A 22,942-nucleotide genomic window follows, 5' to 3' on the forward strand; every position below is an offset into this window, starting at 1 on the left:
GATTTTTCAAATAGCCGCAGGCATGGCCATGCAAGCTGGACAGGTCAGGCCACCGGTGGCGCGATCGTCGACGTAAGCTGGCCTCGCAGATTGCTGCAAACAAGACAACAAGCCGAAAGCGCGCCTTTAGGGAAAAACCAGCCAATCGCAACTTGGCCATAAAGCTGCCTCTGATCTTAAGCCTGCATTAACTTTCCTGTCTGATATTTTTATCGTGCAGACTCGGGAATATATTAATCATGTTGATGAATCTGGTGGAGCTTGGCACCATCGCGATTGCAGCCATGCTTGGGGCTGCAACGATCATGGTGCTGCTAAAATCCGGTAAGATATCGGGTATCCGGTCCGGTCATGCATCCAATCCGATGAATGCGGACGGAACAGTGTTCCTGTTTTTCGGCAACGACCTGATTGATGCAACAGCCGATGCCTGGGACATTTTCGGTCATGGATCAAATTGTCTCAATGACCTCGACAAGTTGAAGGCCATTCTCGCTAAAGAATTTCCGGATTTCAAAGAAAAGCTTGCTGACCCGACCGCGATCGAATTTCGCTCCTCTAGCGACAGTGACCCGACAGTCTTTATCGAGACAAGGCGCACCGAAGATCGCCTTCGCATTTCCCTGATTGGCGACGAAAGCTGGACCCGCAAGCTGGCTGCCTTGCGATTGTCTTGTGATGCCGGCAACGCTGAAGCGGCGCTGATGCGCGATATCACCATGCATACGTCGCAACTCGTTTGGCACGAAGACCGACATGGCACATTGCTTTGGGCCAATAAGGCCTACACCAGAATGCATCGCGAATTGGGTACAGGACGCCTTTTCGACACAAAAGACGGGCCATTGGCTGACCAAAGCAGCCGCATCGCGGTTCAAGCGACGACCGGCGGACAAAAAAGATGGTTTGACGTATCCACGATCAGCCATGCTGAAGGCTTTTTGTATTTTGCCGATGACGCGACCGAATTGGTGCGCGCCAGCAGATCCAAGACAGAGTTTGTCGAAACTGTCGGACGCACGTTTGCAGAGCTTTCGACCGGTCTGGCGATCTTTGACAAGAACCGGATGCTGACCATGTTCAACCCGGCCTTTCTGGACATGACGAACCTTCCTGTCGATTTCCTGACTACGCGCCCGGCGATTGACACGGTCCTTGATCGCCTTCGGGAGCATCGCATGATGCCCGAACCGAAAAACTATGTTTCTTGGCGCGAACAATTCACCGCCGTCGAAACAGGTGCAAAGAATGGCACCTATAGCAAGAACTGGGCGCTTGCGGATGGACAGACCTACCGTGTGACCGGGCGGCCTTACCCTGACGGGGCATTTGCTCTTTTGTTTGAAGACATCAGCGCTGAAGTGTCCCTCACTCGGCGGTTTCGGCTTGATATCGAAACAGGGCAGGCCGTGCTGGATACACTTTGCGATGCGATCGCGGTGTTTTCTTCGGCAGGTACGCTGGTCATGTCAAATCGCGCTTATAACACTCTTTGGTCCGATGGGCCCGAACAGGTGTTGGAACACCGCGTTCTCCAGACCGAAATGAAAAGATGGCAGGATCAATGCATCCCCGCACCAATGTGGACCGACATGCGCAATTTCATCCAGCAGCTTGGCGTAAGGCCGCCATGGTCGGATCATGCGATGCTTGATGACGGGCGGCATTTATCTTGCCACGCGAACCGCATTGCCGGTGGGATGACGATGGTGCGGTTTGCTATCACCCCACCCAAAAGGCCCGAAATCACAAAACTGATGATGCCCGATTTAGCATTACAAAACCGCAGGCGTTGATTTCCGCTTGCAGGGACCACGCAACCCCATAATGTCGGCGCATGGCCTGCACCCTGTTCGAGTTTTCCCTTCCTGACGAAGAAGCCACCAGTGCCTTGGCCGCGCGGATCGCGCCGTATCTGAAGGTTGGCGATACACTTTTGCTTCAAGGGGACATAGGCGCCGGCAAATCCGCCTTCGCGCGCGCCCTCATCCGCGCGCGCCTTGGCCGGATGGAGGATGTGCCATCACCCACTTTTACCTTGGTACAAACCTATGAAGATGAAGCTGCCGAACTCTGGCATTGCGACCTCTACAGATTGACGCACCCCGACGAAGCGTTGGAACTTGGTCTGGATGACGCATTTGAGACAGCGATCTGTCTTATCGAGTGGCCCGACCGGCTGGGTGAAGTGGCACCAAAATCCGCCCTCACCCTCAGTTTTGAGACGCAAGAAGATCAGCACTGCGTCACAATCAGCGGACCGGAACCATGGGCAACCCGGTTGCGAGGCCTGCATGATTGATCGGTCAGATGCCATCCAGGCATTCCTTGCAGACAGCGAATGGCAAGGCTGGGCGCAAACGCCGTTGGCTGTTGATGCCTCTGCCCGCCGCTATCTGCGTCTTTACTCGGATCTGGGGACCGCCATCCTGATGGATGCCCCACCCGAATATGGGGAAGATACCCGACCTTTCGTGGAAATCGCCACGCTTTTGCACGACCATGGCTTTGCTGCTCCGCGCGTTCTTGCACATGATCCATTTGAGGGGCTTCTTTTGCTCAGCGACCTTGGCAAAACCGATTTTGTGCAATGGCTAAGCCAAGCGCCGTCGGACGAAGCCATGCTTTATCGGTCCGCCGCCGATATTCTGCTGGGGCTCGAGAAAGTTGACCCACCTTCGCATCTGAAATGCATGACGCCCACTGTTGGGGCAGAGATGGTCAGTATCGTCGGAACCCATTACAGCAATGCATCCACTGATGATTTATGTGTCCAGATGCATCATGCCCTTGCAGAATTTGCCCCCGAACCAAGCGTGCTTGCCTTGCGGGACTACCACGCTGAAAATCTTATTTGGCGTGCAGATCAAACAGGTGATCAAAGAATTGGCCTGCTCGACTTTCAGGATGCCTTCATCGCAGCACCTGGCTATGATCTCGCGTCGCTTTTGCGCGATGCCCGGCGGGACGTCAGCCTGACCGTTGTTGATGAAATCATCGACCACTTTGCCGCACGCACACAGGCGAAAGGGCCGCTCCGCACATCGCTCGCCTGTCTTGGCGTTCAGCGTAACCTGCGTATCCTCGGCGTTTTTGCGCGGCTTGTCACCGACATCGGCAAGCCGCGCTACCTTGAATTCATGCCCCGCGTTTGGGGTCATATTCTGGAGGACCTGAAAGATCCCGCGCTCGCAGATCTGCGCCAAGCGGTCATGGATACCGTACCGGAACCATCACCAAGAAAGCTCGCGGAGTTGACACCATGAGCATGCCAATCCTTTTCTTCGCAGCCGGCCTTGGGACACGCATGGGTCCACTTACGAAATCAAAACCAAAGCCGTTGATCAAAGTTGCAGGCAAGCCCCTGATCGATCATGCGCTTTATATTGCGACAAAGGCCGGAACCGGAACAAAGGTCGTCAACCTGCATTACCGCGGTGACATGATAAGGGACCACCTGATCGGGCAACCCATTGCCTTCTCGGACGAAAGCAGCGCACTCTTGGAAACGGGCGGCGGATTGCGGCAGGCCCTGCCGCTGCTGAACGGCAATCCTGTGCTTACCATAAACACAGACGCGGTGTGGAACGGGCCAAACCCGGTCGCACATATCCTGCAAGCCTGGACGCCGGAAATGGAGGCCCTGCTCTTGATTGTCGAAAAACGCAATGTATCGGGGCACCCCGGCAAAGGGGATTTTCGGATCGACTGTGATGGACGGCTGCATCGCTCGCCCGATGCGATCTATACCGGACTGCAGATTATCCGCACGGATGTACTGTCCGAAATTGATGAAACGGCGTTTTCAATGAACATTGCATGGAACATCATTGCCGCACGCGGCGGGCTTTATGGCACAACCTACGAAGGACAATGGTGTGATGTCGGACAACCCTCAAGCATTCCTGTCGCAGAGGCAATGCTGCATGTTTGATCCCGATACACAGCCCCGCATCTTTGCCAGCCCGCCCGGTGTGGACTTTGCCCAAGGCCTTGTTGACGGGCTGATCGCGCGCACCGCGCATATGACGCCGACCGATCTGGCGAGGGTAGAGATTTACGTCAACACAACCCGTATGCAGCGGCGCATCAGGGCGGTTTTTGACACTGGCCCGGCGCGGCTGCTTCCGCGGGTGCGGTTGATCACCGATCTTTCTAACGATCCGGTTTCGCTGGATTTGCCGCCTGCCGTTTCACCGCTGCGCCGCCGTTTGGAGCTTTCACAGTTCGTTGCCAAACTGCTGGACAAGGAACCAGACCTCGCACCCCGTGCGGCCCTTTATGATCTATCCGACAGCCTTGCCAAACTTATGGACGAAATGCAGGGCGAAGGCGTCGGGCCGGAAACCATCGCCGCGCTCGATATCACGGACCAGTCAGGTCATTGGGAGCGTGCGCTTGCATTCCTCAGGATCATCACCCCGTTCTTTGACCAACAAAACGAGCCGCCAGACAAGGAAGCGCGACAACGGCTCGTGATCGAGGCGCTGGCGAAAAAATGGGGAACAGCACCGCCAAAAAACCCTGTCCTCATCGCGGGCTCTACCGGATCACGCGGTGCCACCACCCTTTTCATGCAAGCCATCGCAAAGCTGCCGCAAGGCGCGATTATCCTTCCGGGGTTCGATTTTGATCTGCCAAATCACGTCTGGGACGCGATGGAAGATGACATGACGGCAGAGGATCACCCGCAGTTCCGATTCCGCCGCATGATGGATGTGATCGGCTTTCAGCCTGACAACGTGAAAGACTGGTCCAATCAATCTCCGGTGCATCCAAAACGAAACGCACTCGTTTCCCTGTCCCTGCGCCCGGCGCCCGTGACAGATCAGTGGCTCTCTGACGGGCCTGATCTGGGCGATCTGCATGAAGCTACTGAAGGTCTCACATTGGTAGAAGCCGCTTCACCCCGGGCCGAGGCGGAAAGCATTGCCCTGCGTCTGCGGCAAGCAGCCGAAGACGGGATCACTGCCGCGCTCATCTCGCCCGACCGGATGCTGACCCGGCAGGTGACAGCCGCACTAGACCGATGGAACATCAAGCCAGACGACAGTGCGGGGATGCCACTTGCGCTATCTCCGCCGGGGCGTTTTTTGCGACACGTTGCCGACCTCTTTGGCAAGCCGCTGACCGGCGAGGCGCTTTTGACGCTGCTCAAGCATCCGTTGTGCCATTCCGAACGGGGCGACCGGGGTGAACATCTGCGCCATACCCGCGATCTTGAATTGTATCTGCGCAGGCACGGCCCGCCGTTTCCCAAGCCGGACGACTTGTTGACATGGGCCAAGAAGGGAACAGCGCGCGACAACTGGGCGGCATGGCTTGCCGCGCTGATTGACGGACTGGAAGAAACGCAAGCAACCACAGTCGCGCAGCATCTGGACGCACACATCATCCTTGCCGAACAACTGTGTGCAGGTCCGGATGCTGACGGATCGGGTGGTCTTTGGGACGAAGCGGCAGGTCGCGAAGCCCGCAAGATTTGTGACAATCTGATCGCGGCAGCCAGTGCAGGCGGTATTATGGCCCCACGCGATTATGCGGCGCTATTCGGGGGTGTCGTCGCAGAAGGCACTGTGCGTGATCGCGATGCAGGTCATCCGAACATTCTGATCTGGGGTACACTTGAGGCGCGGGTGCAAGGCGTTGATCTGACCATCCTTGGCGGCATGAACGATGGCGTCTGGCCCGAGGCACCAGCACCCGATCCTTGGTTGAACCGCGTGATGCGGGCCAAAGCTGGATTGCTACTACCGGAAAGACGGATCGGATTGTCGGCGCATGATTATCAACAGGCCATTGCAGGTCGTGAGGTCTGGATCACGCGGGCCAAACGCTCTGCCGATGCGGAAACCGTGCCTTCGCGCTGGGTCAACCGGCTGACGAACCTTCTCAAGGGTTTGCCCGATCAGGGCGGACAGCATGCGCTTGCCGCGATGAAGGCAAGGGGCGATCACTGGTGCGCCATGGCCGATGCGCTGTCATCGCCAGACGACCGCACCCCGCCCGAACCGCGCCCGTCGCCTTGTCCGCCACTGGCGGCACGCCCTAAAAAACTGTCAGTCACACAGATCAAGACATTGATCCGCGATCCCTTTGCCATCTATGCGCGCAAGACGCTTCAACTTGGCCGACTGGACCCGTTGGTTCCAACCGCTGATGCCCCGCTGCGCGGCACCATCGTGCATGGCATTCTGGAACGGTTCATCCGGGGCGGGCATGGACCGGGCGACCGCGAAGCGCTCATGCAAATCGCAACTGAAGAGTTTGAAGTACACTGCCCCTGGCCCACGATCCGCGCCCAATGGATGGCTCGCATGGACCGTACCGCAGATCAATTCCTTGCCGATGAAGCAGCGCGACAGTCGATCGCGACCGAACACAAGATCGAGGAAGTGGGCGAAATCATCGTCGCGCCCTCCGGCGTCTTGCTGACGTGCAAGGCAGACCGCATCGACCTGACCGATACAGGAGAGGCATTGATCTATGATTACAAAACTGGTGCTGTTCCAACAGGTCCGCAACAAGAAAAATTCGACAAGCAGCTTCTGCTTGAGGCCGCGATGGTCGAACGCGGCGCATTCACATCTGTGGGCACCAGACCTGTGCAATCAGCCACATTCATCGGCCTGAACGCAGCAATGAAGAACGTAGCGGCACCGCTCGACAAACAACCGCCAGATCAGGTTTGGGCAGAGTTAGAGACGCTTTTTGCCAACTGGCATGAGATAGAGCGCGGCTACACGGCCCGCCTTGCCTTGTTCTCAAAGTCGGATCAAAGCGACTATGACCACCTTTCGCGTTATGGCGAATGGGACACCAGTGATGACCCGACGCCGCAGGTACTGACATGATCCGTGATGCCGCGACCCAACGACAGGTCGATGCCGCCAATCCGCGCACCTCGACATGGCTCTCGGCCAATGCGGGGTCTGGAAAAACGCGTGTGCTGACCGACCGCGTTGCGCGGCTCTTGCTGGAAGAGGTGTCGCCGCAGAACATCCTTTGTCTGACCTACACAAAAGCTGCCGCCGCCGAGATGCAGAACCGCCTGTTCCAGCGCCTTGGGATGTGGGCGATGATGTCGGACGACACTTTGCGATCAGAGTTACAGGGCTTGGGCATTGACCGGCAGATTGACGGGCCGCAACTCGGCAAGGCCCGCACGCTTTTTGCCCGCGCAATCGAAACGCCGGGTGGTTTGAAAATCCAGACGATCCACTCGTTCTGCGCCGGTGTTCTGCGGCGCTTTCCGCTTGAGGCACAGGTCAGCCCGCAGTTCCGCGAGATGGAAGACCGCGCAGCCGAGCTTTTGCGCGCAGAGGTCGTGGATGCGATTGTCATGGGGCCGCAGGCCGGTGTCGTACATGGATTGCTGAAACATTTCACCAGCGATGATCTGGCCAAGTTTACCGCCGAAATTGCAGGCAAACGGGATGCCTTTGCTGAACGCCCAACGCCTTCGGTTATCAAGGAAACGCTTGGTCTGGCTGCCAATGCCCAGCGCGAAGATGCGCTTGCCTTGGCGTTTCAGGGCGATGAGGCCGCGATTGTTCATGACCTCAAGACCGCCTTTCAGGATCAGTCAGCCACCTACAAGAAATTCGCAGCACAGCTTGCGGAACTCGACTTCAAAAACCCCAATTGGCCCGCATTAGACACGCTTTTCCGGCTTTTCCTTTATGCAAACAGCTGTAATTCCAAGTCCGTCAACTTTCCGCAAAGCAACCATACCAAAGCTGTCGAAGCGATGGCGCCCATCGCAGATACCGTTCACGACTGGATGGATAGGGTCGCCGCTGCCAAGGCGCATCTTTGGGCAATGGATGCGGTCGACCGCACCATGGCGCTTTATGATTTCGCCAGCGTTTTCGTGCCCGCCTACGAAGAGCGTAAACTTGCGATGGGCGCCCTCGACTTTGATGATCTGATCCGCAAGGCCAAGGCCCTGCTGACCGACCGCGATGTCGCGCAATGGGTGCTGTTCAGGCTGGACGGCGGGATCGATCATATTCTGGTGGACGAAGCACAGGATACCAGCCCGACCCAATGGGCGGTGATCAAGCAACTGACACAGGAATTCGCCACGGGCGAAGGCGCGCGCATGGACCGCGAACGCACCGTCTTTGTTGTGGGTGACAAAAAACAGTCGATCTACTCGTTCCAAGGTGCCGACCCTGCCGCATTTGACCAGATGAACGTGCATTTTGAGGATGCGCATAAGGCGATCAACAAACCCTTTGAAGTCACATCGCTGGACCATTCCTTCAGATCATCACAAGCGATCCTTTCGGTCGTGGACCAGACCTTTATTGGTGACCGCGCCGAAGGCATGGACGACACCCTGACCCATATCGCATTCAAGGAAAACATGCCCGGTCGGGTCGATTTGTGGCCGGTGATTGAAAAGTCCAAAATCGAGGACAATCGCGAATGGTTCAAACCCGTCGATGAGCCCAGCGCCACCGACCACACCGTTCTGATGGCGCAGCGTGTGGCAGAGCAGATCAGATATATGATCGAAAACGAGACGATCCCCGAAGAGATCGGCAATACCGGCACCTATTACCGCCGTCCGATCACCGAAGGCGACTTTCTGATCCTCGTGCAACGCCGGTCCGAGCTTTTTGCCGAGATCATTCGCGCCTGCAAAGCCGCCAACCTCAAGATCGCGGGTGCCGACCGTTTGCGTGTGGGCGCCGAACTCGCGGTCAAAGACCTTGCCGCTGTACTCGGCTTTCTGGCTTTGCCCGAAGATGATTTGTCCTTGGCCTCTGCGCTACGGTCGCCGCTTTTCGGATGGTCCGAGCAGGATCTTTTCACGCTCGCCCATCACCGACCCAACAAGAGTTTTCTTTGGGAGGCATTGCGCAAGTCCGATCACGAAAAAACGCGCGCAATCCTTGATGACCTGCGCGGCAAATCCGACTTTCTGCGCCCCTACGACCTGATCGAACGTATCCTGACCCGCCACGACGGGCGGCGCAAATTGCTGGCGCGTCTTGGGCCCGAAGCAGAGGACGGCATTGACGCGCTGCTGTCTCAGGCGCTGGCTTATGAAAGCACAGGCGTCCCCAGCCTGACAGGGTTTCTGACATGGATGGAAACCGACGACCTTGAGGTCAAGCGCCAGATGGAAAGCAAGGGTGATCGCATTCGCGTCATGACGGTGCATGGGGCCAAGGGTCTTGAAGCGCCGATTGTCATTCTGCCCGATACCGCCAGACGCGATGTTCAGGTCAAGCAGGAACTGCTGCCCGCAGGGGATCACGTGATCTGGAAGACGCCCGCAAATACCTCTTCTCCGGCAGTGACCGATCTGCGTGAGGCAGTCATCGCAAAACAGGTGCGGGAACGGATGCGCTTGCTATACGTGGCGATGACGCGTGCCGAAAAATGGCTGATCGTCGGTGCGGCCGGTGACATCGGCGAAGGCGATGCAAGCTGGTACAATATCGTCGCAGACGGGATGGAAAGGCGCGCTGCCTATGACGCGACGCTCGGTGATATGGACCTGCGGCGGGTGTCAGAGCTGGATTGGGATGCTCTGCCACTCAACTCGGTTGAATCACCGCTGAGCGCGAAAATCGTACCACCCGCATTTGGCGATCTACCATTGCCACAGCCCAGCAAGACGCTTGCACCGTCAGAACTGCCGGGTGCCAAGATCATCGCTGGCGATCCCGCTGGCGATGATATCGACGACGCCATGGAGCGGGGCACGCAAATCCATTTATTGCTGGAACACCTGCCGCTGGCTGCAAAAGACAAACGGCACAGCCTTGGGCTTCAACTGCTTCAAAGCGATGATCCGGTTTTGGTGGACGACGTGATCGCGCTCATCGAGAAACCGGATCTGGCATGGCTTTGGAACACCGAGGCCCTGAATGAAGTTGTCGTCACCGCGGACATTCCTGGCCTTGGCCGTATTCACGGCGCAATCGACCGGCTGATCATCGGGCAGGGCACAATCACGGCAATTGATTACAAGTCAAACCGCTTGATCCCCAAGACACCGGAAGAAACGCCACTGGGTCTGCAAAGACAGCTTGCTGCCTACGACCACGCCTTGCGGGAAATCTTTCCCGGCCATGACATCAGGACCGCAATTCTCTGGACTCATTCAGGCACTTTCACCGCTTTATCCCAACAGCAACTTCACGAAGCCCTGAACTCGCTTGCTACACCTTGACCATTGGCGAATGGGTTCCTAGTTTCGGTTTCTAGTGAATTTTCGCCAAGGAGTAACCCAATGGCAACCGTAGCAGTGACAGACGCAACTTTTGACGCCGAAGTACGCCAGTCCGATATCCCCGTCGTCGTGGATTTCTGGGCGGAATGGTGCGGCCCTTGCAAAATGATCGGCCCCGCTCTGGAAGAGCTGTCAAACGAAATGTCGGGCAAGGTAAAAATCGTCAAAGTGAACGTGGATGAAAATCCAAATTCGCCAGCGCAGATGGGTGTGCGCGGTATTCCCGCACTTTTTGTTTTCAAAAACGGTGAAGTTGTCTCCAACAAGGCCGGCGCTGCGCCCAAAGCCGCGCTGCAAAGCTGGATCGAAGAATCCATCTAAGCCCGTCCCTCGAACGACTTTTGCAAAAGGGCGCCTATTTGGGGCGTCCTTTTTGCGTTCAGACGGGCCATCCGTGTTTACGCAGCACATCGCGAATTTTGTTCTTTGCCTCTGGTCGTCCTGCATTGATCGCACGCGTCTGCAAGAACCAGAAAAGATAGGCAGCATAATCAGGTGCGTGGCTGTGGACCTTGTTAAAGGCCTGCAAGGAACCAATTTCTCCGGCATTCAAGGCGATATGGTGAAAATCCGATTTCGCAAACAAGATCAGCGGTTTACCAAAGAAGTAACCCTGAAACCCGACGCCGGAATTCTGGGTCACGATGTAATCGCAGTTTTGCAGATAGTGGGGTGAACCCTCTGATTTGACCATCAGACGATCTTCTACTGACAGCAAGTCTTCCAACGCGTGCCGTTCTTCCAGGGAATAGGTTTCGGATGGGTGCAATGTCACCACAACCTGCCGGTCGGCATCTCGGTCAAGTACCGTTTTGATCATGTCGATCGGGTTGCAGGACTGAAAGGACCGCTTGCGCAGCAACTGCCCCTGCAAAGGCACGTAAACGAAACCGTCCTCGCGGGCATGATTGGGCGCATCTTCGAATAGCCGGTTGCGCCAGAACCGATAGAAATTCGCCGCTTTGCGTGCATCGACGCTCTTGGGGTCAAACGCGTCCTGCGCGACGGGCCACGCCCAGCGCTCGGTTTCTTTCTCGATATGCCAGAACGGATAGATGTATGTTTTGCGAAAGGTCAGACCGCGCGCATTCACCGGCCTGTCCATCAAAAACAATCCGCGGCCCGGTCGCGCCATGGCGCGTATGCGTGCCAGATCATCGTCGTTATCAAATGCAACGGTCAGTCCGGCGCCAGCCAGCACCTCGCCCACCTGTCTAATGAAATTATGCTTGCCGCGCTCTGCCTGTTTGCGCAGATGCGGGGGAAGATAGAAAGTGACGGTATCACGGGCGCTCATGTGCCGGACGCTAGCCTCGCACCACGCCACGAACAACCCGCGCGGGGTTGTTTGCCCAGCATCGCCCCGCCATATATGCAGCAGCGACAAGGAGCAGATGATGGCAAGTGAAAATTTTCCCGGCTGGCACGGCACAACGATCATCGGGGTCCGCAAGGGCGGGCAGGTTGTCATTGCCGGTGATGGGCAGGTCAGCCTTGGCCAGACTGTCATCAAGGGGACTGCGCGCAAGGTGCGGCGCTTGTCACCCGGTGGACAGGATGTGATCTGCGGCTTTGCCGGATCGACGGCGGATGCATTCACATTGCTGGAACGGCTCGAGAAAAAACTGGAGGCCACGCCCGGCCAGCTCGCCCGTGCGTCTGTCGAATTGGCCAAAGACTGGCGCACCGACAAATACCTGCAAAAGCTGGAAGCGATGCTGATCGTCAGCGACGGGTCCGAACTTTTGGTAATCACCGGCGCGGGTGACGTTCTGGAACCTGAACACGACATTGCAGCCATCGGCTCTGGCGGCAATTATGCCTTGGCTGCCGGCCGCGCATTGCTGGACACAGATAAGGACGCCGAAACCATCGCCCGCCAAGCGATGGCGATTGCCGCTGATATCTGCGTCTATACCAACGGCAGACTGACGGTGGAAACGATCAAGCCATGATCGGACGCGACGATCTCAAAGCTGCCGTTGGCAGCGGGTTGATCAGCGAAAAGCAGGCGGCGAGCTTGATCAGCCTTGCCGATAGCCGCCGCGGTGCACGCGAGAACCTGAACCCCGGAGATGAGCCCTTTGAACTTTTCAAAGGGTTCAACGAAATTTTCATCGTAATTGGTCTGCTCATTCTGGCGTCCGGATGGTGGGGCGTCGTGGGGTTTGTACTCGGCGACCAGATTATCAGCCTGCAAGACTATGCCATGTGGGTTTCGCTGATTGGTGGCGGAGTCCTTTGGCTGTTGTCCGAATACTTTGTCCGCAAGCGGCGCATGGTTGCACCGGCGATTGCGCTGTCGGTCATGTTTGCGGCCAACGCCGCCTTCGGCTTTGTCGCAGTGTTGTCCGAGCCCTTCATGATTGCCCAAAACGACTATTCCAGCGTGCCGTTTCCCTTGGTTCTCGCGACCCTGACCCTCGCGGTCTACTGGTGGCGCTTCCGCGTACCTTTCGCGATGGCGATGATCGCAGTCGGGCTGTTTATCGTCGCCATCGTCTATGCTGCCAGCCGCGAAGGCCGGATCGCTGATTTCAGCGAATTCTTCCTGCTGTCCGCAGACGGACCTTTCGCATGGATCACCCTCGCTTTGGGGCTGTTGGTCTTTGCCGTCGCGATGATGTTCGACATGAGCGATCCGCACCGTGTCACCCGGCGATCAGCCAATGGGTTCTGGCTGCATATCGTCGCCGCCCCTGCCTTGGTGAATACGATGGCTCTCTCGCTGATGGATCAGGACGGCGGCGGGTCTAACCTGATCCTGCTGGCGGTCCTGACAATGTTCGCCATCGTCGCAATCGTTATCGACCGCCGGTCGTTCCTGATCGCGGCGATCGGTTATATCGTGGCGCTTGCCACGACTGTATTCGACGGTGACGGGGCAGCGCTGACTGTGCTGATCCTTGGGATCGTTCTGCTTCTTCTTGGTGCCTTCTGGGAAAAAATCCGCGCGCGCGTTTTGCGACTGATGCCCGGTTTTATCCCGCTGCACCGCCTGCCACCTTCTGAAATTTAAGGACTGACATGACAGACCTCACCCCCCGCGAAATCGTATCGGAACTTGATCGATTCATTATCGGCCAAAAGGAAGCCAAGCGCGCCGTTGCCGTGGCGCTGCGCAACCGCTGGCGGCGCAAGCAACTGGGCGATGATCTGCGCGATGAAGTGTATCCCAAGAATATCCTGATGATCGGGCCCACCGGTGTCGGTAAAACCGAAATCTCACGCCGTTTGGCCAAACTGGCGCGTGCACCGTTCATCAAAGTCGAGGCAACGAAATTCACCGAAGTGGGTTATGTCGGCCGCGATGTTGAACAGATTGTCCGTGATCTAGTGGATACCGCCATTATCGACACCCGCGAACACATGCGCGAAGACGTGAACGCCAAGGCGCGGGCCGCAGCGGAAGAGCGTGTGATCACCGCTGTCGCAGGGACCGATGCCCGCGAAGGTACGCGCGAAATGTTCCGCAAAAAGTTGAAATCAGGCGAACTTGACGACACGGTGATCGAACTTGAACTGACCGACAATTCCAACCCCATGGGCGGTTTCGAAATCCCCGGTCAACCCGGCGGCATGGGTGGCATGATGAACCTTGGTGATCTTTTCGGCAAAGCCATGGGTGGCAGGACGGTCAAAAAACAAATGACCGTGGCCGACAGCTATGATGCGCTGATCGCAGACGAGGCAGACAAACTGCTGGACGATGAAACCGTGACAAAAGCCGCACTTGAAGCGGTCGAGCAGAACGGCATCGTCTTTCTTGATGAAATCGACAAGGTCTGCGCGCGGGCCGATGCGCGCGGGGCCGATGTATCCCGTGAAGGCGTGCAGCGTGATCTACTGCCACTGATCGAAGGGACAACCGTTTCCACCAAACATGGGCCGATCAAGACAGACCACATCCTGTTCATCGCCTCGGGTGCGTTCCATTTGGCAAAGCCGTCGGATTTGCTGCCGGAACTTCAGGGGCGTCTGCCTATTCGCGTCGAATTGCGCGCCCTGACCGAAGATGATTTCGTCCGCATCCTAACCGAGACCGACAATGCACTAACCCTGCAATATTCGGCGCTGATGAAAACCGAACAGGTCACCGTGACCTTCACCGAAGACGGGATCAAAGCACTGGCCAAGATCGCGGCAGAGGTCAATGAAGCCGTTGAAAACATCGGTGCGCGCAGGCTCTATACGGTGATTGAACGGGTTTTCGAAGATCTGTCTTTCAACGCCCCTGATCGTGCAGGCGACGAAATTGCCGTTGATGACGCCTTTGTCGAAAAACATCTGGGCGAGTTGTCACGGTCAACCGATATCAGCCGCTACGTTCTTTAGGGCTTTTATCTTCGCTTCTGTCGGTTCATTTGTCTTTGATGAACCCACAAATCGGATACCTGCGCTTCATTCGAGAGAACTTGCCTTTTCTGGCAGCCGGATTCCTTTTGACGTTCCTGTCCAGTTTTGGGCAAACATTTTTCATCGCTATCTTCGGCGGTGAAATACGCGAAGTCTATGGGCTATCGAACGGCGATTGGGGGCTTATCTATATGGTCGGCACCGGAGCGTCGGCCATCGTGATGGTTTTTGCCGGTGGTCTGGCGGACAGGTTCCGCGCACGCACACTCGGGATCGTCGTGGTTCTCATGCTTGCTTCAGCATGTTTGTTCATGGCGTTCAACGCGGTGGCAGCATTGTTGCCCTTCGTGATCTTCGCACTCAGGTTTACCGGCCAGGGCATGACAAGCCATGTCGCGACAGTGGCCATGTCGCGCTGGTTTATCGCCACGCGCGGGCGGGCTTTGGCGGTCGCTGCATTCGGGTTCATGTTGGGCGAGGCGACATTGCCGCTGATCATGGTGTGGCTGAAATCATTTATTGAATGGCGGACATTATGGGTCTGTTTCGCTGTTTTCTGCGTGCTCGCCTGCTTTGTCCTGTATCGCCTGTTACGGCTGGAACGCACACCGCAATCCATGGGCGAAACCACCCAAGCGTCTGGAATGAATGGCAAACACTGGACACGCGCAGATGCGCTGCGCCATCCGCTATTCTGGGCGATGATTCCGGCAGTGATGTCGTTTTCAGGGTTCGGGACCGCCTTTTGGTTCCATCAGGTCCACTTTGCCGAAATCAAGGGTTGGTCACACCTCGCCCTCGTGTCGGTATTCCCGCTGGGGACGCTGGCATTATCGTTGTCGACCATCGGATATGGCTGGGCGATTGACCGTTTCGGGGCAACCCGGCTTTTGCCGGTTTACCTGATCCCGCTGGTCGCGGCTTTCATCCTGCATTGGTACGCGCCATCATTGGTTTGGACGGCATTGGCAGTGGTCTTGATGGGCATCGCGGGAGGTGGACAGGCTACGCTGTTGAACGCCTGTTGGGCCGAGTTTTATGGCACGCGGCATATCGGATCAATCAAATCAGCGGCGGCGGCCCTGATGGTACTCGGGTCAGCGATTGGCCCGGGGCTAAGCGGTTGGTTGATTGACGAAGGCATCGGTTTTGAAGTGCAGCAATTGGGTTATGCCGCCATCTTTGCCCTTGCAGCGATGATCCTGATCGTGCCGACACGCGATGCAAGACAAGCGTTAGCGACTACGGCGTAGATAGACATAATAGGCCCCATGTCCACCGTGCTTGAGGTGCGCTGGCGTGATCTGCAAAATCGCTTGTGACAATGGCGGCAACGCCAACCACTGCGGCACCTGATGCCGCAATATCCCGTGGCGAGTGGGGATCGGGCCACCCTGATCACGATCTTTGCCTTTACCTGTGATTACCAGCACAAGACGTCGCCCGATTGATTGCGATCCAAGGATAAAGGCCACCAGTTCGGGGTGTGCCTCGGCCGTCGTCATGCCGTGCAGGTCAATCCGCGCCTCTGGTTTGAGTTTGCCGCGCTTCATTTTTCCGAAAGACTTGCTGTCCATGTTGACAGGCGCAGTAGCCAAACGATCCACCAGCGGGCGCATGATGTCATGGGACCGCGCAATACTCGCCTTTTGGCCGATGTGGAAATCCGGTGCCGGATCACGCGAGCCAACGGGTTTCTTCGGCTTCGGCGCTGGCGCCAGATCAGGTGCAGGCTCCTGACGTGTCGGATGCAACGGCGTTGCCCGTTCCGCCACACGATCCCAAAGCGCGCGCTCTTCTGAAGAAAGGTGTCGAGGTTTCCGCATTACCGTTCTGCCACTGCTAGTCGGTTTGCTATCGTCGCGGGCAGCAAAACAACCATACGACCGCCATCCTTTACACTACCTGCCATGCTACCTGCCTCATCACCGGTGCCAAAGAAAATGTCAGCGCGCTGCGCTCCCTTTATCGCAGAACCGGTGTCTTGGGCAATCATCAGCCGCTTCAGCGGTTCGGTACCTTCCTTCTCAATCCAGACCGGTGCGCCAAGCGTCACGAAAGCAGGATCGACCGCAATCGAACGGCCCGCAGTGATCGACCTTTGCATCGCGCCCAAGGGGCCTTGATCGGCAGACACTTCGCTGACTTCCCGAAAGAACACATAGCTTTCGTTTTCCCACAGCAGCGCACGGCCTTCGTCGCGATTCTCGTGCACCCAATTGCGGATCATGCCGGCAGAGACTTGATGGGATTGAAAAGTACCGCGATCGACAAGTGCCTTCCCGATCGAGGAGTAAGCGCACCCGTTCTTGGCCCCATATCCTACGCGCATCATGCAGCCATCAGGCAGGGTGATACGCCCGGACCCCTGAACATGCAGAAAGAACAGATCAACCGGATCAGAGAGCCACGCCAATTCCAGTCCTCGGCCTGTAAGCAGGTTGTCTTCTTCGATCTCGCGACGGGTAAAGTAAGGCTCATCCGGGACAAGATCGTCGGGAACGGCGTAGATCGGAAAACGATAGGCAGCTTGCTTTTCACGCGAACCGGCAAGCTGGGGTTCAAAATACCCGGTGAACAGCATGGGTTCACCATCCTCGATCAGAACCGGCCGAAAAAACTCTTCGAAAAAACTACGGGGCTCAGGGTGCGTCAGCGCGACGTCACGCACCACACCCCACTTGGGGTCATCCAGATCACGGCAGGTATTGGTAAAAACATCTAGGGCGACCTGATGATCATCATCAGGCCAACCTTCCAAGTCTTCAAAGTTGAGTTGGGTAAACGTTGTTTTGGCCATTGCGCTGCTCGCAAGTGTCAGTGAAGGGCCAAGAGACAATACCCAAGCCGGGGATCATTCACCAGTGGCAACAAGCCGCCAGTTCGGATCACCTGCATCCATTTTGCGGGCAAAGGTCCAGGTATCTGTCTGACGCTTGATCTGGCTCTCGCTGCCTTCGATGATACTGCCTGTACTGTCACGGACAACATACGTCATCTCGCTTTTGAAACGAACGGTGACTTCACCTTCCTTCGTCACATCATCAAAACTGGCCTCAGTCAGTGTCATGTCACTGATCCCGATGAATTTGGCGTCAATCGTCAAACCCTGACGCTGACGTTCATCGACAACAGAGGCAAAGGCTTCGTATACATCTTCGGAGATGAAAGGCACGATGCTATCGAGATCACCATTTTCAAATGCCATCAGGATCATTTCATAAGCGCCCCGCGCACCACCAAGAAATTCGCTGACGTTGAACGATGGATCGGCACGCTTCATGCTGGCAAGCGCCTTGGCAGAATCCGATCCTTCTTCGACGTGATCTGTAATATCAAGATCAGGACCACCTTCAATGACATCAAATTCCGGCTTGCCGACACGTGCCGAAGGCTCTGGCCGGGTCACGGCAGGTTTTTCAAATCCTTCACGTGTGCCAAGCACGCCGCGCAAACGCAAAATCAGGAAAACAGCGATGCCTGCAAGCACCAGGAGCTGAATAATTGGAGAGTTCATTTTGACCTCGTTCAGGGGAAGGCATGGAAAGACGCCTCTTCGTTCCTTATGTAGGTCGCAGGCGGGGCTGAGTCCACCTTACCCCCCCAACATGTTAGGAAAGGCACGGCTAATGTGGCTGTTATTTGCGTTTGTCGCAGTCCCGATGATCGAAATCGCCCTGTTTATTCAGGTTGGCGGATTTATCGGTGTCTGGTGGACGCTTTTGATCGTCCTGCTTACAGCGATCACTGGTTCGTATCTGGTACGTAGTCAAGGTTTACGCGAGATTGCGAACCTCCAAAGGTCATTTTCCGAACTGGAAGACCCGACAGAACCTTTGGCCCACGGTGCAATGATCTTGTTTGCTGGCGCGCTTTTGCTGACGCCGGGCTTTTTTACCGATGTCGTCGGTCTGTCGCTTCTTGTGCCGCGCATCCGCCGTGCCGCTTTCATTTGGGCAAAAACCAAGATCAAGGTGCAGCGCTTTGAAATGGGCGAAGCTCCGGCCCGGCGCCCGCGCCAACCCGGTGATCGCGTCATCGACGGTGACTTCAAGGATGTGACCCCGCAGAAAAACCGCCCCCAAGGTCCGTCAGAGTGGACCCGGGATTGAGCCTTCACATCTAGCCTGCTAGGAACCTACGAACCTTATTTAACTGGAGCAGTTTCCAATGACCGATACACCCGAGAACGGTGCAGCAGCACCGGCGGCGGCAGCGCCACAAATCACGAGCCGCGTTCTGGCGCAATACATCCGCGATATGTCTTTTGAAAACATTCTGGCGCAAAAAGGTGTCAGCGGTGACGCAAAGCCAGAGATTCAGGTGCAGGTGAACCTTGATGCGCGCAAACGCAGCACCGAAAACCAGTACGAAGTGATCACCAAGCTGAACATCACAAGCAAAACCAAGGAAAAGGGCGATCCGCTTTTCGTATTCGAGATCGAATATGCCGGTGTGTTCCACGTCGAAGGCGTGCCAGAGGATCAGATGCACCCATACCTGCTGATCGAGTGCCCACGCATTACCTTCCCGTTTTTGCGCCGGATCGTCAGCGACGTGACACGCGATGGTGGCTTTCCACCGCTGAACCTTGAAACCATTGATTTCCTGGCGCTTTATCGTTCCGAGCTGGCACGCCGTGCCGAGACCGAAAAAGCAAAAGCGAACTAAGCGAAGCCTTAGTTTTTCCAGATCGCGCCGTCGCCCAACTGCTCGACAAAAGCAGCATGGGCGGCGGCTTCTTGTGTTGTCAGCTTGGGTGCCAAAGCGTGTGGCCGCGGCATCGGGCGCCATTCATCAGAACGGCCACCAGCCGATTGGCCGCGGGTGTCGGCCGCCAGTGCAAAGTCCGGCTGTCGTCCTCCGATCAGCTCCAGATAGACTTCGGCCAGTATTTCACTATCCAGCAATGCTCCATGGAGTGTGCGCGAACTGTTGTTGATCGCAAAGCGGCGGCAAAGCGCATCCAATGACGCTGGCGACCCCGGGAATTTGCGGCGCGCAATCGCGAGCGTATCGACGGCCTGATCCATGGGCAAAAGCGGTCGGTTGACCCAACCCAGCTCTGCATTGAGAAATTTCATGTCGAACGCAGCGTTATGGATGACCAGCTTGGCGTCGCCGATGAAATTGACAAAATCCTGCGCGATATCCTTGAAAAGTGGTTTGTCGCGGAGCGTTTCCTGTCCGGGCTTGGGGTCTTGCGCAGGCTCGAGGAGGTCAGGGCCTATGCCATGCACACCAAAGGCTTCGATCGGCATCGATCGCTGCGGATTGATATATTGGTGGTAGGTCCGGCCCGTCGGGACGTGCCCAATCAGCTCGACCGCTCCGATTTCAACGATGCGGTCGCCCTCATGCGGCTCAAAACCCGTCGTTTCGGTATCAAGTACGATTTCACGCATCTGTCTGCCCTGTCAGTTCCGCTATGAGTTCTCGCACAGCTTTTCGGGTGTCGTCCAGTGACAGCGTTTGAATAACATGATCTGCCAGAGCGCGCTTTTCGCTATCCGGCATCTGTCGCTCCAGGATGCGGTTGAATTGGTCTTCGGTCATGCCGGGCCGGGCCAGAACGCGTTCTTTCTGCACGTCTGCCGGCGCGGTCACGACAAGCACGGATGAAAGCCAGTCTTGCGCTCTTGTTTCAAACAACAGCGGGATATCAAAGACGACAAGTGGGCCGGTGTGCGCGTTTATGAAGGCTGCGCGATGTTCGGCAAGCAACGGGTGGACGATTTCCTCGAGTTTCCCCATGACGTTGAGATCATCAGCGATCATTTTTTTCAGAATATTGCGGCTTACCTCTCTGTCAACCACTGCCTCTGGCAAGGCGGCCTGAATCGGTCCAACCGCAGCGCCGCCTTTGGCATAAAGTTCGTGAACGGCAGCGTCAGCATCCCATACCGGTATGCCTTCATCACGAAACATCTGGCCCGTCGTGGATTTCCCCATCCCGATGGAACCCGTTAATCCCAACAGATGCGTCATGCCAGAACAGCCCGACGCGTTTCATCGTCAACGTCCGGGCGCTTCCCGAACCACCGCTCAAATCCGGGCACACCCTGATGGAGCAACATGCCCAATCCATCAACGGTCGTGCAGCCCTTTTTGGCCGCAGCGATGAGGAACGGTGTCTGCAGCGGATTATACACGATGTCGGTAACCACGGCTTTTGGTGAAAGTTCATCCAGCGACACTTTGAAGTCGTGCGCACCCACCATGCCCAGCGATGTCGTATTGATCACCGTATTGGCATCTTCAAGCATCTTATCGGCCTGAACCCAGTCGACGACGCTAACGCGCGCGCCAAAATCCGAGCGCAGGGCCTCTGCTTTGGCCCGTGTTCTATTTGCAACGATGATTTCAGGGACACCTGCATCGGCAAGAGCGACGATAATCGCGCGGGCGGCCCCGCCTGCACCGAAAATCGCGGCAGGTCCGCGTTTGGGATCCCATTCCGGTGCGCCTTGCCGCAGGTTAGCTATGAAGCCGTAACCATCTGTGTTATCGGCGAAAATTCGTCCGTCTTCCTTGAAAGTCAGGGTATTTGCAGCGCCAATCAGTGTGGCACGATCTGTGATCTTGTCTGCAAACTGCATCACGTTGACCTTGTGCGGAATTGTAACGTTCGCACCGATAAAACCCTGCGACGGAAGTGTACGAAGCGTCGTCTCGAGCGCGTCTTCCATCACTTGCAGCGCGGTGTACTCGCCTTCGATACCATACCGTTTGAGCCAATAGCCGTGTAACTTGGGAGAGAGGGAATGACTGACCGGATTTCCGATGACAGCCGCGCGGGGAAAATTTGTCATGATGGCAATGTTCCGCGAAGTGTGAGGTATGACAAGAGCTCGAGGAGTGGCAAACCGAGGACATTGAAATAATCTCCTTCAATGCGTGTAAAAAGTCGCACTCCTTCTTCTTCGAGCTTATAGGCTCCGACAGAATGCCGGATACTGTCCCAGTTACGCATCACGTAGTCGTTGAGATACTCATCCGATGCATCACGCATGAAGAGCCTGACGACACCGACATGACGCCACAGCGGTTTTCCTTCGCCATAGATCACAGCAGCAGAGAGAAGCTGGTGTTTCTGACCGCGCAACATCTTCAATTGTGACAGGGCATTTTCGGGCGTTTCCGGTTTGCTGAATATATCCTGTCCCAAAGCCAAAACCTGATCGCAACCGATGACGAGTGCGTCAGGATGGCGGTCAGCGACACGCTGCGCTTTCAATTCTGCGAGCGTGTCTGCAATATCTCTTGGGGCGGCGTGTTCAGCTTGCAGGGATGCACGGATGGCATCTTCGTCGACACGGGCTACTGAAACGTCAAAATCCAGGCCCGCATTCTTGAGGAGTTGGGCGCGAATTTCTGATCCTGAAGCGAGTATGACCGGTGCGCTCATGTGGATAACCTTTGGGACAAAACCTGTGTCACAGGATGGGTGGATTTCGGCATAACTAGCCTGTTGGTGGGGTTTGGGTAGAAGTCTGGGAGTTCAGGATATTTCACATCCGTTTTTCCACGGTGGGTATGGATAACTTGGCCCTGTGGACGAATCGGGGATAGTCGAGAGTCAATACTGTAAACATGATAGAACTGGATTTACTTATACACCTTAAGTAACTGTAAAATAACATAAAAATTTCTCTCGCGACTATAATAAAGTGACAAGACAGTATAACTGGCCTTGGGATAACTCTGAGGACAGATTAAGAACCCACAGAATATCCAGTGACAAACAACAACATCATCTTTTCTTTCTTTTAATATTTATTAAGGAGGGGAGAGGCAAAGAAGGACAAAATCGTGATTGATTTCCTAGACGGCATATATCTTTGGATTAAATCCGTTCATATCATGGCCGTCATCGCTTGGATGGCGGGATTATTTTATCTGCCAAGACTATACGTTTATCATGCCGAGCGGGCTACAGTCGGTTCAGAGTTGGATCATACGTTTCAGGTGATGGAAGAAAAACTGCTGCGGGTGATCATGAACCCCGCGATGATCGTCGCCTGGATTGCCGGTTTGATCATGATCGGTTTGGGAGCGTTTGACTGGAGTGCTGTTTGGTCCTGGGTGAAGATCGTGTCGGTCATTCTGATGACAGGCGCACACGGCTGGATGAGCGCGCGGCGCAAAGAATTTGCGGCAGGGACCAATTCACGAACAGGGCGCACCTACCGGATGTTCAATGAGGTGCCCACGGTCTTGATGCTGCTCATTGTGGTGGCTGTTGTTGTGCGGCCCTTCTGAGCTTTGATTGACTCTGTCAGGGACCTTGCTTATGGATCATCGTACTTCCCGTCCGGGAAAGTTATTTTCCAT

22 protein-coding genes are annotated in these 22,942 nt (G+C 56.0%); 14 read left to right on the forward strand and 8 right to left on the reverse strand.

Going from position 1 to position 22,942, the window contains the following annotated elements; translation table 11 throughout:
- The first annotated feature begins 239 nt into the window (after positions 1-239).
- The 7 genes from R6T97_RS01245 to trxA are packed head-to-tail and all read left to right on the forward strand — an operon-like array spanning position 240 to position 10,573.
- On the forward strand, positions 240-1,796 hold the full coding sequence (locus R6T97_RS01245) for a PAS-domain containing protein (protein WP_410347495.1): 1,557 nt from the start codon (positions 240-242) through the stop codon (positions 1,794-1,796).
- Positions 1,797-1,837: 41 nt separating this feature from the next.
- Complete coding sequence (gene tsaE / locus R6T97_RS01250) at positions 1,838-2,302, forward strand: tRNA (adenosine(37)-N6)-threonylcarbamoyltransferase complex ATPase subunit type 1 TsaE (RefSeq protein WP_410347496.1); 465 nt, start codon at positions 1,838-1,840, stop codon at positions 2,300-2,302.
- A complete protein-coding gene (locus R6T97_RS01255) occupies positions 2,295-3,266 on the forward strand; it encodes an aminoglycoside phosphotransferase family protein (protein ID WP_410347497.1) in 972 nt (323 codons plus the stop codon). Before tsaE ends, R6T97_RS01255 begins: the two co-directional genes overlap by 8 nt.
- Positions 3,263-3,934, forward strand: coding sequence for a nucleotidyltransferase family protein (locus R6T97_RS01260; protein WP_410347498.1), 672 nt, complete (start codon positions 3,263-3,265; stop codon positions 3,932-3,934). The genes R6T97_RS01255 and R6T97_RS01260 overlap by 4 nt, the downstream gene beginning before the upstream one ends.
- On the forward strand, positions 3,927-6,854 hold the full coding sequence (gene addB, locus R6T97_RS01265) for a double-strand break repair protein AddB (RefSeq protein ID WP_410347499.1): 2,928 nt from the start codon (positions 3,927-3,929) through the stop codon (positions 6,852-6,854). The genes R6T97_RS01260 and addB overlap by 8 nt, the downstream gene beginning before the upstream one ends.
- On the forward strand, positions 6,851-10,192 hold the full coding sequence (addA, locus tag R6T97_RS01270; protein WP_410347500.1) for a double-strand break repair helicase AddA: 3,342 nt from the start codon (positions 6,851-6,853) through the stop codon (positions 10,190-10,192). Before addB ends, addA begins: the two co-directional genes overlap by 4 nt.
- Positions 10,193-10,252: 60 nt before the next feature.
- Complete coding sequence (trxA, locus tag R6T97_RS01275; protein WP_410347501.1) at positions 10,253-10,573, forward strand: thioredoxin; 321 nt, start codon at positions 10,253-10,255, stop codon at positions 10,571-10,573.
- A gap of 58 nt (positions 10,574-10,631) precedes the next feature.
- Here trxA and R6T97_RS01280 read toward each other — a convergent pair whose 3' ends face one another.
- Positions 10,632-11,549, reverse strand: a complete 918-nt coding sequence (locus R6T97_RS01280; RefSeq protein ID WP_410347502.1) for a hypothetical protein — start codon at positions 11,547-11,549, stop codon at positions 10,632-10,634.
- A 100-nt stretch (positions 11,550-11,649) separates the two neighbouring features.
- On the opposite strand from R6T97_RS01280, the gene hslV reads away from it, so the two are divergent.
- From hslV to R6T97_RS01300, 4 genes are read left to right on the forward strand one after another with little or no spacing between them, the layout of a single operon-like run.
- Positions 11,650-12,207: an ATP-dependent protease subunit HslV gene (hslV, locus tag R6T97_RS01285; protein WP_410347528.1), complete on the forward strand. Its 558-nt coding sequence runs from the start codon at positions 11,650-11,652 to the stop codon at positions 12,205-12,207.
- On the forward strand, positions 12,204-13,271 hold the full coding sequence (locus R6T97_RS01290) for a hypothetical protein (protein ID WP_410347503.1): 1,068 nt from the start codon (positions 12,204-12,206) through the stop codon (positions 13,269-13,271). The genes hslV and R6T97_RS01290 overlap by 4 nt, the downstream gene beginning before the upstream one ends.
- Before the next feature lie 8 nt (positions 13,272-13,279).
- On the forward strand, positions 13,280-14,587 hold the full coding sequence (gene hslU / locus R6T97_RS01295) for an ATP-dependent protease ATPase subunit HslU (protein ID WP_410347504.1): 1,308 nt from the start codon (positions 13,280-13,282) through the stop codon (positions 14,585-14,587).
- Between the two features lie 38 nt (positions 14,588-14,625).
- Positions 14,626-15,861 (forward strand): MFS transporter, encoded by a 1,236-nt coding sequence (locus R6T97_RS01300; RefSeq protein ID WP_410347505.1) that lies wholly within the window; start codon positions 14,626-14,628, stop codon positions 15,859-15,861.
- On the opposite strand, the gene R6T97_RS01305 is transcribed toward R6T97_RS01300, so the two are convergent.
- The 3 genes from R6T97_RS01305 to R6T97_RS01315 are packed head-to-tail and all read right to left on the reverse strand — an operon-like array spanning position 15,844 to position 18,125.
- Complete coding sequence (locus R6T97_RS01305) at positions 15,844-16,434, reverse strand: Smr/MutS family protein (RefSeq protein ID WP_410347506.1); 591 nt, start codon at positions 16,432-16,434, stop codon at positions 15,844-15,846. The genes R6T97_RS01300 and R6T97_RS01305 overlap by 18 nt on opposite strands.
- A complete protein-coding gene (locus tag R6T97_RS01310) occupies positions 16,434-17,408 on the reverse strand; it encodes a murein transglycosylase A (protein ID WP_410347507.1) in 975 nt (324 codons plus the stop codon). Before R6T97_RS01310 ends, R6T97_RS01305 begins: the two co-directional genes overlap by 1 nt.
- A 54-nt stretch (positions 17,409-17,462) precedes the next feature.
- Positions 17,463-18,125: a Tim44/TimA family putative adaptor protein gene (locus R6T97_RS01315; protein WP_410347508.1), complete on the reverse strand. Its 663-nt coding sequence runs from the start codon at positions 18,123-18,125 to the stop codon at positions 17,463-17,465.
- A gap of 112 nt (positions 18,126-18,237) precedes the next feature.
- Here R6T97_RS01315 and R6T97_RS01320 point away from each other — a divergent pair, with 112 nt between their 5' ends.
- The gene (locus R6T97_RS01320) at positions 18,238-18,720 is read left to right on the forward strand and encodes an FxsA family protein (RefSeq protein WP_410347509.1); all 483 of its coding nucleotides are present in this window, start codon (positions 18,238-18,240) and stop codon (positions 18,718-18,720) included.
- A 58-nt stretch (positions 18,721-18,778) separates the two neighbouring features.
- Positions 18,779-19,279, forward strand: a complete 501-nt coding sequence (gene secB, locus R6T97_RS01325; protein ID WP_410347510.1) for a protein-export chaperone SecB — start codon at positions 18,779-18,781, stop codon at positions 19,277-19,279.
- An 8-nt stretch (positions 19,280-19,287) separates the two neighbouring features.
- Here secB and dnaQ read toward each other — a convergent pair whose 3' ends face one another.
- From dnaQ to R6T97_RS01345, 4 genes are read right to left on the reverse strand one after another with little or no spacing between them, the layout of a single operon-like run.
- Positions 19,288-20,013 (reverse strand): DNA polymerase III subunit epsilon, encoded by a 726-nt coding sequence (gene dnaQ, locus R6T97_RS01330; protein ID WP_410347511.1) that lies wholly within the window; start codon positions 20,011-20,013, stop codon positions 19,288-19,290.
- The gene (gene coaE, locus R6T97_RS01335) at positions 20,006-20,596 is read right to left on the reverse strand and encodes a dephospho-CoA kinase (protein ID WP_410347512.1); all 591 of its coding nucleotides are present in this window, start codon (positions 20,594-20,596) and stop codon (positions 20,006-20,008) included. Before coaE ends, dnaQ begins: the two co-directional genes overlap by 8 nt.
- Entirely contained in the window at positions 20,593-21,420 is an 828-nt protein-coding gene (locus R6T97_RS01340) for a shikimate dehydrogenase (protein ID WP_410347513.1), read from the reverse strand. Before R6T97_RS01340 ends, coaE begins: the two co-directional genes overlap by 4 nt.
- Positions 21,417-22,016, reverse strand: coding sequence for a Maf family protein (locus R6T97_RS01345; protein ID WP_410347514.1), 600 nt, complete (start codon positions 22,014-22,016; stop codon positions 21,417-21,419). Before R6T97_RS01345 ends, R6T97_RS01340 begins: the two co-directional genes overlap by 4 nt.
- A 404-nt stretch (positions 22,017-22,420) precedes the next feature.
- Between R6T97_RS01345 and hemJ the strand changes: the two genes are divergently transcribed.
- Positions 22,421-22,870 carry a protoporphyrinogen oxidase HemJ gene (gene hemJ / locus R6T97_RS01350; protein ID WP_410347515.1) on the forward strand — a complete coding sequence of 150 codons (450 nt, stop codon included), beginning with the start codon at positions 22,421-22,423 and terminating at the stop codon, positions 22,868-22,870.
- Positions 22,871-22,942 lie beyond the last annotated feature (72 nt).

This window comes from Yoonia sp., assembly GCF_046498525.1.
Lineage (GTDB): Bacteria > Pseudomonadota > Alphaproteobacteria > Rhodobacterales > Rhodobacteraceae > Yoonia.